Genomic DNA, 13,133 nt, shown 5'->3' on the forward strand with positions numbered 1-13,133 from the left:
CCTGAATTGGCTTGTTTACACTGTAAGTGTATACAGGCTGGTTTGGGTTTTTTTATTATCTATCACCCATCGGAACCCCTTTTATCACACATTTGGAAGGAGAATGTTTATGTCCAGTTATATTTTTCCTAAAGACTTTCTATGGGGCGGTGCTCTTGCTGCCAATCAGGCTGAGGGTGCTTATTTGGAAGACGGTAAAGGATTGAGTCTGGTAGATTTGCTGCCTACCGGAGAGAAGAGAAGAAACATAATGAAAGGGAATGTTCCTTCGCTGACTCCACTTGAAAGCGAATTCTATCCTTCCCACGAAGCCATTGATTTCTATCATCACTATCGCGAGGATATCGCGCTATTTGCAGAAATGGGATTTAAGGCGCTGCGCGTTTCCATTGCCTGGGCTCGTATTTTTCCAACAGGAGAAGACGCTACTCCAAATGAAGCAGGTTTGCAATTCTACGATGATTTGTTCGACGAGTTACATAAACATGGCATTCAGCCAGTCGTTACCCTCGCTCATTTTGACGTGCCGGTAGATCTGGTCGAGAAATATGGAAGCTGGCGGAGCCGGAAGCTGGTAGGCCTGTTTGAAACCTATGCCAAAACAGTATTCACCCGCTATAAGGATAAAGTGAAATACTGGATGACATTCAACGAGATTAACATGCTTCTCCATTTGCCGTTTCTCGGTGCCGGTCTTGTTTTTCAAGAAGGTGAAAACGTTAAACAAATTCAGTACCAGGCTGCACATCATCAGCTTGTCGCAAGTGCGCTGGCTGTTAAAGCGTGTCACGAGATTATCCCGGATGCCCAGATTGGCTGTATGCTTGCTGCCGGCAGCTTCTATCCGTATACATGTAATCCCGAAGATGTATATCAGGGCATGGAAAAAGACCGCGAGTCCTACTTCTTTATTGATGTACAGTCACGCGGCGAATATCCTGGTTATGCGAAGCGCTTCTTCAAGGACCATGGATTAAACATTGAGATGGAATCAGGCGACGCAGCCATTCTGAAAGATCATACCGTTGACTATATCGGATTCAGCTATTATTCGAGCCGGACGACCAGCACAGACCCGGAAATCGTCAAGAACATGACCAGTGGTAATGTATTTGGCTCCGTGGCCAATCCATATCTGGACAAGTCCGAATGGGGCTGGACGATCGATCCAAAAGGATTCCGCATCACAGCCAACCAATTGCATGACCGTTACCAAAAGCCTCTGTTCGTAGTGGAAAACGGTTTTGGTGCCAATGATGTGGTTTCGCCTGAAGGAGAAGTTAACGACGATTACCGGATCGACTATCTCAAGCGGCATATTGCCGAAATGGGTGAGGCTCTGCAAGACGGAGTCGAAATTATCGGTTACACAAGTTGGGGACCTATTGACATTGTCAGCGCTTCCTCAGGAGAGATGAAAAAACGCTACGGTTATATTTATGTGGACCGTGATAACGAAGGCAACGGTTCGTTGAAACGGATTAAAAAGAAAAGCTTCCACTGGTACAAAAATGTAATTCATTCCGACGGCGAAAATCTGGGCGAATAATCGTACCACAAGTAAATAGGATCGGACGTCCCGGGCCCACGGGGATTTCCGATCTTCGTTTCTTCATTGAAAGCGTTGACAATCGTTCCTCTTCAAGCTATACTTGACGCAATTCCATCATTTTTAGGATTGTTACTGCGTAGCAGGCAAAACCTAAGCCACAAATAAGAAGATGTTACAGTCTTGTTTATTTGGCGTGCTTCGGTTTTTTTCTGTTTACAATAAAGAGGATGGAGCAAGTGTGGCTCTTGCTGGCATATGGAACGGGGGATCAAGATGAACATAGCAAAGGTCATCAACAACAATGTAATCAGCGTCTACCAGACGGACGGCACCGAACTCGTAGTGATGGGTCGGGGGATTGCTTTTAAGAAAAAGCCTGGAGACAAAGTAGACGAAACCAGAATTCAGAAGGTATTTGCTCTGAAAAACAAGCAGACGTCCGATAACTTTAAAATGCTGTTACGTGAGGTACCGCTTGATTTGATTGTGATTGTGGAGGAAGTCATTAATGACGCCAAGCATAATCTGAATAGAAAGCTGAACGAAAATATTTATGTTTCGCTGACTGATCATATCAATTTCGCTGTTGAAAGATACCGGGAAGGATTGGAAATCAAAAACGCGTTATTGTGGGAAGTCAAGCAGTTGTACAAAGAAGAATTCGCGATGGGTCTGAAAACGTTGGAACAAATCAAACAAAGGCTCGGTATTGAACTGCCTGTGGACGAAGCGGCTTATATTGCGATTCACATCGTGAATGCTGAAATGAACGAGGAAGTCATTACGACCATGAGTATCACGAAGTTTATCCAGCAAATTATCAATATCGCAAAATATCATTTTAAGGTGGAGTTCGACGAGGACTCTCTGAGCTATTTCCGTTTTATTACGCATCTGAAATTTTTCGCCCAGCGCGTATTTAAGGGAAATCACTACGAAAATAACTATGATCATTTGTATGACATGATTAAGGAAAAGCATAAGGAAGCGGCTGCTTGTACAGAGAAAATCGGAGCTTTTGTGCAAAAAGAATACAACCACGAATTGACGAACGAAGAAAAATTGTATCTGACCGTGCATATTGAACGGGTGGTGAACAGATAAGTCGAACGTTTTCAACGAAAAAAGACCAAGAATAGACGATTAAAAGTTTTTGTTGACAAATATGGTAGATTGGTTATATTATGAGAGTAACAGGAATTTAATAAGTTTTAACTGGGATTGTTACTGGTTATGCAGGCAAAACCTAAGTCATGAAAAATTGCGGGACTAAAGTGCCCACCATTTTTCAAGGCTTAGGTTTTTTGTGTGCCTAAATATGTAAAAAGCCCCTTAGAACATGGAGGTGTCCATCATGAGTTATGAAAAACTGGCCAAAGAAATTGTACACCTGGTAGGTGGCGAAAAAAATGTAGTATCGCTCGTTCACTGCGCCACACGCCTGCGTTTTGTGCTAAAAGATGAGGCAAAAGCGGACAAGGGAAAGTTGGAAAAAACCGACGGAATTATCACTGTGAAGCAGAGCGGTGGTCAGTTCCAGGTTGTAGTCGGCAACAAAGTACCAGAGGTATATAATGCAATCGGCAATGTATCCAATATCTTGAATGAAACTGGAAAAGAAGATCATTCAGCTAAAGGCAACAAAGGATTTGGTGCCGTAATCGACGTAATTTCCAGCATTTTTGCACCTTTGCTCGGAGTTATGGCGGGGTCCGGTATTTTGAAAGGTCTGCTGCTGATTGCGAGTAACCTTGGTTGGTTGCTACCGAAAGACACTACCTATATGATTTTGTATGCTGCGGCCGACAGCTTGTTTTATTTCCTCCCTCTCTTGTTAGCGGTTACAACGGCACGGAAATTTGGAGGTAATATCTTCGTTGCCCTGACCATTGCCGGAGGGTTGCTTTACCCGACCATTGTCACACTAAAAACGGAAGGTACACCTACGGACTTTTTCGGTATTCCTATTGTTATGATGAGTTATTCATCTACCGTTATTCCGATCATTTTAGCCGTCATCGTCATGAGTAAGCTGGAAAAATGGTGCAATCGAGTGATCCACGAGAGCGTTAAAAACTTTATTACACCTTTGATTCTACTTGTAATTATGCTTCCTCTGACCCTGATGGTCTTTGGTCCAGTCGGGGTGTATGTGGGCAACGCAATCGCTACCGCACTCGTTGCTGCGTTCAGCTTTAGTCCGTTGCTGGCTGGAGCAATCCTTGGTGCTTGCTGGCAGCTGCTCGTTATTTTTGGTGTTCACTGGGGGCTTATACCTGTATTTATTAATAACATTGCTGTCAACGGCCGGGATGGCATTAAGCCCGCTGCTTCGGCTTCCGTCTTTGCTCAAACCGGCGCAGCGTTCGGTGTTATGCTGAAAACGAAAAATAAAAAGCTGAAAACGCTGGCGGGTTCCGCTACACTTACCGCTTTATTCGGCATCACGGAGCCAGCAGTTTATGGGGTTACGTTGCCACTGAAACGTCCGTTTATTGCAGGTATTATCGGCGGCGCCGCCGGTGGTGCCATTATCGGTCAAGCGGGAACGCAAGCATTTGCCTCTGGCGCACCTGGGTTGCTGACCTTGCCGATCTTTTACGGCCCTGGTGGACAAGGATTCCCGGGATTGATTTTAGGGATTACCGTTTCATTCCTGGTGTCGGCCATCTTGACTTATATTTTAGGTTTTGAAGATCCAGTTGAAGAAGAGGAAACTACTAACAATTCGGCTAAAGAATCGACCTCTACAGTTGTTGTTTCTAATGAAGAGGTACTCAGCCCAATTGAAGGAACTGTGGTCGCTTTGTCGGAGGTTCCCGATCCTGCATTTGCTTCGGAAGCTATGGGCAAAGGGATCGCCATCCAACCGACAACGGGCAGAGTCGTGGCCCCGTTCGATGGAACCATCACCGTGGCGTTCAAGAAAAAACATGCGCTTGCAGTTGTTTCGCATCATGGCGCAGAAGTTCTGATTCACGTCGGAGTAGATACGGTCAAGCTGGACGGTAAACATTTTACGTCCCATATCAAAGAAGGCGATCAGGTGAAAGCTGGGGACCTACTGCTCGAGTTTGATGTTGAGCAGATCAGGGCAGAGGGTTATCCTACGATTACGCCAGTTATCATTACGAATTCTTCCGAATATACTGAAGTCCTTCCAATCGCTCAAGGAGAGGTAACGGAGCAGGCCCCACTGTTGAAACTGTCTAGTGCTTTGAATGAGAAAGAAAGCATTGCCTAAATGTCTTAAGGACAAGGCTCTGATGATCCATATTCTCGGATCATCAGAGCTTTTTTGTCGTCATTTTATGTAGCTGGTAAGCCCACTTGTAATTGACAATATGTCAATTAAATTAACTTGTACGGGGGTAAAAACTAATCTATAATTTTTTGTAATTATGCAAATTTTCTGAAAACATAGACTGGAAAATCAATTGATTGATCAGGGGGAAATACAAGGAATGTTAGAGCAGTGGGCAGAGGCAGTAAACGGCGTCATTTGGAGCAATCCTGTGGTATATGTCTGTTTGGGTGTGGGGCTATTATTTTCGATCATGACTCGCTTCCTACAAATCAGGCATTTCAAAGAGATGATCCGCCTAGTATTTAAAGGGAAAAGTTCCGAGGCAGGTGTATCCTCCTTTCAGGCCTTTACGATGGCACTATCGGGGCGTGTAGGGACGGGGAATATTGCTGGGATTGCTTTGGCGGTTGGTATGGGTGGACCTGGGGCGATATTTTGGATGTGGGTCATGGCCTTTATCGGATCGGCTACAGCTTTTGTAGAATCCACACTGGCTCAGGTGTATAAGGTAAAGCGAGATGGTCAGTACCGGGGCGGTCCAGCCTTTTATATTGAAAAAGGGACAGGCTTAAAATGGTTTGCCGTCATTTTTGCGGTTGCTGCGTTGGTCGCGATGTGTTTACTGATGCCGGGAACTCAATCGAACTCCATTGCTGTAGCTTTTCACAGTTCGTTTGGCATGGATATGAAGGTTTCAGGGATTCTAGTAGTCGTGTTGCTGGCGCTTATCATTTTTGGTGGTGTAAAAAGGATTGCCAATGTGGCTCAGGTTGTCATTCCGTTTATGGCACTCGGTTACATCCTCGTCTCTTTCTACATTATGATGACGAACATTACTGCACTTCCCGATGTATTTTCGCTAATCTTTCGTAGTGCCTTTGGCGTGGATTCTGTGTTCGGCGGTATGGCAGGGACGGCGATTGCTTGGGGTGTAAAGCGGGGGATTTATTCCAACGAAGCCGGACAAGGCTCTGGTGCGCATCCGGCAGCCGCTGCGGAAGTATCTCATCCGGCGAAGCAGGGGCTGGTCCAGGCATTTTCCGTGTACGTAGATACCTTTTTGGTCTGTACGTCTACGGCTTTTATGGTTCTGTTCACAGGTATGTATAACGTGAAGGGACCCGGTGGCGACTTTATTGTGCACAATCTTCCCGGTGTTGAAGAGGGGACCCAGTATACACAGGCTGCTATTGAGTCAGTATTTCCGGGCTTCGGCTCCAGTCTGCTGGCAATTACATTGTTCTTTTTCGCGTTTACAACCATTATCTCTTATTATTACATCGCAGAAACAAATATGGCCTATCTGGTTGCAGATTATAAAGCAAAATGGCCCATGTTCGTCCTAAAGCTGGTTATTCTGGGTTCGACGTTCTACGGAACGGCGGTCAAGGAATCGGCTCTGGCGTGGACACTGGGGGATATGGGCGTCGGTATTATGCTCTGGGTGAATCTAATCGCCATGATTCTGCTGGCCAAACCTGCTTTCCGCGTGCTTAAGGATTACGAACGGCAGCGAAAGCAAGGGCTAGATCCGGTGTTCAACCCGGAGAAAGCAGGTATTTCAAATGCGGAGTATTGGTCAAAGGAATATCAGCCTCCTGCAGATGAGTTGACGATCACCGCTGAACCGAGCAAACTTCAAGCCTAAGTAATGATAGCTAAGTAAGATCAAAGGTGACTCCGCGGGGAGTCATCTTTTTTTCGTTATCTTGCCTTTACATTCCAAGAAGGGTACATATGTTCACTATTTAGTCTATAATTTAGACAGAAGGATTTTGAATAGTCCTGCCATGGATATGTGGGGAGGCCACATTTGCATCAGAGAGGTGATTTGAATGAGAACATCCGATTTATCCATAACTGACGACAAGTGGAGCGCTATTGTAGAAAACGACAAGTCTTATGATGGGGTATTTTTGTACGCTGTGAAGACAACGGGAATATTTTGTCGCCCCTCCTGCAAATCCCGTCCTCCCAAAAGAGAAAACATCCGTATATTTAAAACAGCAGAGCAGGCATTGGCCGAGCATTTCCGTCCATGCAAAAGATGCAAACCGACAGGACAACGATTGCCTGATCATGAATGGATCGCACTGGTTACAGAATACGTGAATTCTAACTATATGAAGGACTTAACATTGCACATCCTGGCTGAAATAAGCCATGGAAGTCCGTATCATTTACATCGTACCTTCAAGCGGATCATGCATCTAACTCCGATGGAATATATACAGCAGACCAGGTTGGAACAAGCGAAGAAGCTGCTCATTTGCTCAGATATATCTGTTGCGGAAGTGGGGGAGAACGTAGGTCTGTCCAATACACCTTACTTTATTACGTTATTTAAAAAGAATACAGGCTACTCCCCATTGCAATATCGCCAATTCAAATTGAAAGCAACACAAAATGGAGGTACACAGCATGGCACAGCAAATAAATAAAACGATCTATTGGTCATTGTTGACACATGAGGATTGGAATTTATATATTGCAGCTACATCGGAAGGACTATGTTATGTAGGTTCGCCCAATCAACCTGTAGAGGAATTGTTTTCATGGGCGGGAAGACGATTTCCCGGCAGTCCTTTAGTTGAAGAGGATGCTGCTTTACAGTCCTATGCCAAGGAGTTGATTGAATATTTCCAAGGGAAGCGCGCCCAATTTACATTGCCCTTTGATTTTCATGGGACTGCGTTCCAGATGGCGGTTTGGAATGCGTTGTGTGATATTCCGTATGGGGAAACACTATCCTATTCAGACATTGCCAACGCTATTCAAAAGCCAGCCTCTGTTCGTGCGGTGGGGGCTGCCATCGGTGCTAATCCGATTTTGGTCACGGTCCCTTGTCATCGGGTCATCGGTAAAAATGGAGCTATGACCGGATATCGTGGTGGTTTGGGCATGAAGGTGAAGCTTTTGCAGCTCGAAAAGGAAAGTGTGGCATCGGTTCAGTATGAAAAATGAGTATTACAAATCCCCCAAGACTCTTTTGAATAAAGGGACCGGCTTCTTGTCAGGATATACACATTCGTTGAACCCGTATACAGGTTGTACCTTTGGTTGTTCGTATTGCTATGTACGCCAATTGCCAGTCTCCACATTTCGGAAGGAAGCGTGGGGGACATGGGTTGATATTAAAAATCAGGCGGCAGATATTCTTCGCAAGGAGCTTCGTAGAGCCAAATCCAAAGGTAAAGTCACGATTTTCATGTCGTCAAGCACAGATCCTTATCAGCCTGCCGAGTATAAGGAAGAGGTGACCCGGTCTCTGCTGGAGGTGATGGTGGAGGATCCACCGGATTTTCTCTTTTTACAGACGCGCAGTCCACTGGTACGGCGGGATACTGATTTACTGCTCCGATTGGGGGATCGTGTTCGTGTGAGTATGACTGTAGAAACGGATCGAGAAGATATACGCAAACATTTTACCCCGGAAGCTCCTCCCATCCAGGCTCGCCTCCAAACGCTGCATCTCTTAAAGGAGGCAGGTGTACCGACGCAAGCTACGATTGCTCCGATGCTTCCAAGCAGTGAACATTTTGCAGACAAGCTTTTGCCTCTGGTCAACCGTGTCTGTATTGATGATTATTTTATGGGAGACGGCAGTGGGGGAAGACGAACGCGTAGCTTAAAAATTGGTGCGTTGTACGAGTCATTGGGGCTGGAAGAATGGTATCATCCTGCTGCCTATAAGGCGGTTTATGAGCGTTTTCTCCATGTTTTCCCGAAAGAGCAGCTCTATGTGAGCAAAGAAGGATTCGAACCTTGATGTAAAAGCAGTCCATGCCATTGAATCAAGAGTGAACCATATAAGGGGGCAGCGGGAGAACGAATGCAAACTGTAATGACCAAAAACTTTGACTATGGGGAAAAGGAAATCAATTATCTAAAAAACGTAGATACCGTACTTGGTGCAGCGATGACGCAATTGGGCAAGGTAGAACGTGTGATCATTCCTGACCTGTTTGCGGCGCTCGTTCATGCAATTGTGGGACAGCTTATATCGGCCAAGGCGGTTCAGACCATATGGGCAAGGATGCAGGAGAAGTTAGGCGTGATCACTCCACAAAATATAGCCGTTCAGACGGCTTTAGATATTCAAAGCTGTGGTATCACCATGAAAAAGGCCACATGTATCCTTAATATAGCCCAGACGATCGAGCAGGGCCTGTTGGATTTACAGGAATTATATGAGCTTTCCGATGCACAGGTGATCCAGAAATTGTCCTCGCTGCAAGGAATAGGACCTTGGACGGCTGAAATGATGCTGATTAATTGCATGGAGCGTCCAGATGTCGTGAGTTGGGGTGATATGGCTATTCGACGGGGAATGATGAAGTTGTACCATCTGGATACATTGACCAAGCAGCAATTTGAGGAGTACCGCCGAGTCTATTCGCCTTATGGTTCGGTGGCCTCTATTTATTTGTGGAGTATTTCATTTCGTTAAGAATCAGGGAGTGGAAACGATGGAGAAAACAATCAGAGAACAGATACTGTCATATGTGGATGCGGATTTTCAGAAATTCACGGCTGCATTGCTTCCGACGATTAATAATGTGCTGGGTGTACGTCTGCCAGTGCTGCGTAAGCTAGCTCAAGATATTGCCAAAGGAGATTGGCGTCTTTACCTGGAGACCGCTGAAAGTGAACACTTCGAAGAAGTAATGCTGCAAGGTATGGTGATTGGTTCTGTCAAAACAGATATAGAGGAAGTTTTGAGTTATGCCGCCAAGTTTGTTCCTAAAATTGATAATTGGTCCGTATGTGATAGTTTCTGTGCCGGATTGAAAATCACAAAACATCATAAAGAACGGGTGTGGGAGTTTATTCAGCCCTATCTATTCTCCAAGAAAGAATATGAAATTCGGTTTGGTGTAGTTATGCTTCTGAATTTTTATATTGAGGAACAGTATATGAATCAGGTGTTTATTTTACTGGATCAGACCCATCGCGAGGATTATTATGTACAAATGGCGGTAGCATGGGCGATATCGATCTGTTATATCAAGCTACCTGAGGTAACCATGGCGTATTTAAGTCATAATACATTGGATGATTTCACCTTCAACAAAGCACTGCAAAAAATCACGGAATCATATCGGGTGGATCAGGCAACGAAAACGACCATTCGCGGTATGAAGCGAAAAAGAAAATAGGATGGGGCTCAGCAGCCAGGTACGCACTTTGCTTTTTTTGGAATCTAATAATAAAATGGAAGTAACTTTCGAAAAGGAGATGACGTGAATTGGCAGAGCAAGTACGTCTTGGTAAAACAGATTTATATGTAAAACCAATCGGTTTGGGTGCAAATAAAGTGGGAGGACATAATCTCTTTTCCGATTTGAATGATGAAACGGGCAAAGAAGTCGTTCGCACAGCTTTGGATAACGGCATCAATTTTCTGGATACGGCTTTTATTTATGGACCTGAGCACTCGGAACGGTTGATTGGTGAGGTATTGAAAGAGCGTGGTCAGCGTGATAAAGCTGTTATTGCCACGAAGGGTGCACACAAATTTGTAAACGGAGAGGTCGTTTTTGACAACTCGCCTGCTTTTTTGCGTGAATCCGTCGAATCCAGCCTGAAAAGATTGCAGACCGATTATATCGATCTGTTTTATATCCATTTCCCGGACGAAACTACACCGAAGGCAGAAGCAGTCGGAGAACTGAAGAAGCTCAAGGACGAAGGCAAAATCAAGGCCATTGGTGTATCTAACTTCTCCATTGAACAACTTAAGGATGCGAATAGTGACGGTTATGTAGATGTGCTTCAATCCCAATATAATTTGTTTCAACGGGAAGCTGAGAAGGATCTGCTGCCTTATACCAAGGAAAATGGGATTTCGTTTGTGCCTTATTTCCCGTTAGCTTCGGGATTGCTGGGGGGGAAGTATACGAAAGACATGACCTTCTCGGACATCAGAGCGAAAAATCCATTGTTTCAGGGAGATGCATTTGCTCGTAATTTGGACAAAGTGGAGCAGGTACGGGAGATTGCCAATGCGTTGAATGCAGAGGTTGCTCATGTTGTACTCGCATGGTATTTGACCCGTGATTCGATTGATGCCCTCATTCCAGGGGCGAAGGGGCCGGAGCAGGTGCTGGCGAATCTGAAGACGCTAAATGTCCAATTGAGTCAGGCTGATATCGAAAAGATTGACCATATTTTCAAATAATGAGTGCACCTTATATTTGCAATTATATATTTGTTCCATCTAGAGAAGCTGCCGGACGGGCGGCTTCTTTTTCGTGTACAACTCGCATATCCTTGTAGGGTAAGTTCAACGCTGCGGGGGGATCGGATGATGAGAAGACCGCAATGGCACAGCGCACCCAACAGAAGGCGACGCGGCAGACGTAGGTTTTTTTTTATTGTGGCACTGGCGCTGCTGGTAGGGATCATACAGATGGCTGCTTATGTGGAGCAGCATTTGAAGCCGCCCATGATGCACCTGGCAAAAGTGCGGGTTAAACAAATGGCGACGGAGGCTATTAATTCAGCAATTACAGCACAGGTAGAACAGGGGAAGACGGCTGATAATCTGATCGAATGGAGAACGGATGCACAAGGGAGAACCTCCGGTTTTGTTCTGAATTATGCGGAACATATGAGAATTACGTCAGATACGCTCAAAGCAGTCAAGGCAACGATGGACAGCATGAGCCATTTTGATGAGAGCGTTCCGATTGGTCAGGCATTGGGCAGTCCACTGTTGGCAGCTTATGGACCAACGGTCCCCCTAAAGGTGGAGCCGCATGGAGCAATCAAGGTGGATTTAAATACCCGTCAACAGGATGCGGGCATAAACATGATCTTGGTGGAAGTGTACATTCGGATTACGACGGAAGTGTCCGTGGTTATACCGTTTGAGATGCAACCTCAGATTGTGGAGACGGAAATTCCGGTTTCTTATTTATTAGTGGTAGGCAACGTTCCGATGTACTACTATGACAATCAGGGGAAACCAGTGGGTAAAAATGGTGCAGCTGCTCCGCAGTTGGCGTTGCCTCCCCATTCCATAGAGAGTAACGGCGCTATAGATTCCAGCATAGTAAGTGTCCCAGAGGTACAGGAAAACCCAAACTCCTCTAGTCAGCCCCCAACGCCATAGAGCAGAGTGGAGTGACGTGAGTTGCTCAGGAAAAATAAAAGGCACCCTATGATGAAGTGCACCCTGTCAAGTAGACAGACCAAAAAACAAAAGTGTTCAATCCTCTCGGTATCAAAGCCGAGGGGATTGTTTTTTGTCGTTAAGCTGTTCCTCGATATTCGTTAGGGGATAAACCGTTTAGTCGTTCGGTGTACCGATCATTATTGTAATAGCGCATATAGGTTTTTACACTCTGCAGAAGATCATCGTACGTGTCATACTTCTCCAGATAATAGCTTTCTGCTTTAAAGGTACCCCAGAATCGTTCAATGGGTTGGTTATTCAGGCATCGGCTTACACGAGACATACTCTTCTTAAATTTGTATCTCTTTTGAAGTCGTTTATATTCAACCGAAGTATACTGAAAGCCTAGATCACTGTGCAAAAGCGGCTTAGTACCTCGGTTTCTTCTGCACGCTTTCTTTACGGTATCCATAACAAGCTCATTGTTATTGGAATGGCTTAAAACCCACGAAATAATCGAGTTGTCATATCCATCAATAATGGCACTCAGGTAGGCCTTACGACCATTCCCGTACTTCAGTTCGGTCACATCAGTGCACCACTTTTGATTTGGAGCATCCGCCTTAAATTCTCAGTTCATGACATTCTCAGCGATATGAAGGGCTGGAGCTTTCACGTAATTTGGCCGCTTTTTTCGAATGACTGCCTTGAGTTCAAGTGCGCGCATGATACGGTAATACCGTTTGCGGTTGTAGTTCTTTTTCAGCATGTAGCTCTTGAATTGCTTGATAGATGTCTACATGCCGAGCTAAGGTTAGCGTGTATTTCTTCGCCGGATCTCTGCCAACTTTTTTGCAAGTGCTTTCTCCATTTCAAGGTACTCATTACGCGCTTCGAGTTCCTTAATCCGAAGCTTTAGTCGTTCCTGCTCATCTAGCTCCTCTAGTGGCTTTTTACACCCTCGATGATCTTGTAAGGCTTCCTGACCACTAGCTTTATATTTACGAACCCATGCGTAAACCTGCTGGTAAGAGACACCGTATTTGTCGATCGCCTTCTGGTAATCTAAATCATTGGCGATAGTGAATTGTACAATTTCGATCCGTTCTTCGTATGTCGTTTTCCGTCCTTTATTCAAAAGAGGGGCTTCTATC

General features: G+C 45.1%; 12 protein-coding genes and 1 pseudogene. 11 read left to right on the forward strand and 2 right to left on the reverse strand.

Annotated features, from left to right (window positions below; genetic code table 11):
• The first annotated feature begins 109 nt into the window (after positions 1–109).
• The 11 genes from MHB46_RS19480 to yunB all read left to right on the forward strand — a co-directional run bounded on the left by MHB46_RS19480 (position 110) and on the right by yunB (position 11,976).
• Positions 110–1,549: a 6-phospho-beta-glucosidase gene (locus MHB46_RS19480; RefSeq protein ID WP_341163147.1), complete on the forward strand. Its 1,440-nt coding sequence runs from the start codon at positions 110–112 to the stop codon at positions 1,547–1,549.
• A 276-nt stretch (positions 1,550–1,825) separates the two neighbouring features.
• A complete protein-coding gene (licT, locus tag MHB46_RS19485) occupies positions 1,826–2,656 on the forward strand; it encodes a BglG family transcription antiterminator LicT (RefSeq protein ID WP_061829908.1) in 831 nt (276 codons plus the stop codon).
• 250 nt (positions 2,657–2,906) lie between these two features.
• Complete coding sequence (locus MHB46_RS19490; RefSeq protein WP_209949699.1) at positions 2,907–4,796, forward strand: beta-glucoside-specific PTS transporter subunit IIABC; 1,890 nt, start codon at positions 2,907–2,909, stop codon at positions 4,794–4,796.
• Positions 4,797–5,016: 220 nt separating this feature from the next.
• A complete protein-coding gene (locus tag MHB46_RS19495; RefSeq protein ID WP_341163148.1) occupies positions 5,017–6,507 on the forward strand; it encodes an alanine/glycine:cation symporter family protein in 1,491 nt (496 codons plus the stop codon).
• 187 nt (positions 6,508–6,694) lie between these two features.
• Positions 6,695–7,300, forward strand: coding sequence for a bifunctional transcriptional activator/DNA repair enzyme AdaA (locus MHB46_RS19500; protein ID WP_341163149.1), 606 nt, complete (start codon positions 6,695–6,697; stop codon positions 7,298–7,300).
• Positions 7,281–7,823, forward strand: a complete 543-nt coding sequence (locus tag MHB46_RS19505; protein ID WP_341163150.1) for a methylated-DNA--[protein]-cysteine S-methyltransferase — start codon at positions 7,281–7,283, stop codon at positions 7,821–7,823. Before MHB46_RS19500 ends, MHB46_RS19505 begins: the two co-directional genes overlap by 20 nt.
• Positions 7,813–8,628: an SPL family radical SAM protein gene (locus MHB46_RS19510; RefSeq protein WP_160789237.1), complete on the forward strand. Its 816-nt coding sequence runs from the start codon at positions 7,813–7,815 to the stop codon at positions 8,626–8,628. The genes MHB46_RS19505 and MHB46_RS19510 overlap by 11 nt, the downstream gene beginning before the upstream one ends.
• Before the next feature lie 63 nt (positions 8,629–8,691).
• Positions 8,692–9,309 (forward strand): DNA-3-methyladenine glycosylase family protein, encoded by a 618-nt coding sequence (locus MHB46_RS19515; RefSeq protein WP_341163151.1) that lies wholly within the window; start codon positions 8,692–8,694, stop codon positions 9,307–9,309.
• Between the two features lie 19 nt (positions 9,310–9,328).
• The gene (locus tag MHB46_RS19520) at positions 9,329–10,018 is read left to right on the forward strand and encodes a DNA alkylation repair protein (RefSeq protein WP_341163152.1); all 690 of its coding nucleotides are present in this window, start codon (positions 9,329–9,331) and stop codon (positions 10,016–10,018) included.
• Between the two features lie 89 nt (positions 10,019–10,107).
• Complete coding sequence (locus MHB46_RS19525) at positions 10,108–11,040, forward strand: aldo/keto reductase (RefSeq protein ID WP_254326693.1); 933 nt, start codon at positions 10,108–10,110, stop codon at positions 11,038–11,040.
• Positions 11,041–11,169: 129 nt separating this feature from the next.
• Positions 11,170–11,976 carry a sporulation protein YunB gene (gene yunB / locus MHB46_RS19530; RefSeq protein WP_445667615.1) on the forward strand — a complete coding sequence of 269 codons (807 nt, stop codon included), beginning with the start codon at positions 11,170–11,172 and terminating at the stop codon, positions 11,974–11,976.
• A 139-nt stretch (positions 11,977–12,115) separates the two neighbouring features.
• Here yunB and MHB46_RS19535 read toward each other — a convergent pair.
• Positions 12,116–12,598, reverse strand: a pseudogene (locus MHB46_RS19535) (IS3 family transposase); the annotation flags it as partial.
• 195 nt (positions 12,599–12,793) lie between these two features.
• The gene (locus MHB46_RS19540) at positions 12,794–13,117 is read right to left on the reverse strand and encodes a helix-turn-helix domain-containing protein (protein WP_341163154.1); all 324 of its coding nucleotides are present in this window, start codon (positions 13,115–13,117) and stop codon (positions 12,794–12,796) included.
• Between the last annotated feature and the right edge of the window lie 16 nt (positions 13,118–13,133).

Source organism: Paenibacillus sp. FSL H7-0703 (assembly GCF_038003485.1).
Taxonomy (GTDB): domain Bacteria; phylum Bacillota; class Bacilli; order Paenibacillales; family Paenibacillaceae; genus Paenibacillus; species Paenibacillus polymyxa_B.

Excerpts from the sequence above, each read along its gene's own strand:
- MHB46_RS19515 (WP_341163151.1), top strand. The coding sequence starts at position 8,692 with ATGCAAACTGTAATGACCAAAAACTTTGACTATGGGGAAAAGGAAATC.
- MHB46_RS19520 (WP_341163152.1), top strand. The coding sequence starts at position 9,329 with ATGGAGAAAACAATCAGAGAACAGATACTGTCATATGTGGATGCGGAT.
- MHB46_RS19495 (WP_341163148.1), top strand. The coding sequence starts at position 5,017 with ATGTTAGAGCAGTGGGCAGAGGCAGTAAACGGCGTCATTTGGAGCAAT.
- yunB (WP_445667615.1), top strand. The coding sequence starts at position 11,170 with ATGAGAAGACCGCAATGGCACAGCGCACCCAACAGAAGGCGACGCGGC.
- MHB46_RS19505 (WP_341163150.1), top strand. The coding sequence starts at position 7,281 with ATGGCACAGCAAATAAATAAAACGATCTATTGGTCATTGTTGACACAT.
- licT (WP_061829908.1), top strand. The coding sequence starts at position 1,826 with ATGAACATAGCAAAGGTCATCAACAACAATGTAATCAGCGTCTACCAG.
- MHB46_RS19480 (WP_341163147.1), top strand. The coding sequence starts at position 110 with ATGTCCAGTTATATTTTTCCTAAAGACTTTCTATGGGGCGGTGCTCTT.
- MHB46_RS19510 (WP_160789237.1), top strand. The coding sequence starts at position 7,813 with ATGAAAAATGAGTATTACAAATCCCCCAAGACTCTTTTGAATAAAGGG.
- MHB46_RS19490 (WP_209949699.1), top strand. The coding sequence starts at position 2,907 with ATGAGTTATGAAAAACTGGCCAAAGAAATTGTACACCTGGTAGGTGGC.
- MHB46_RS19500 (WP_341163149.1), top strand. The coding sequence starts at position 6,695 with ATGAGAACATCCGATTTATCCATAACTGACGACAAGTGGAGCGCTATT.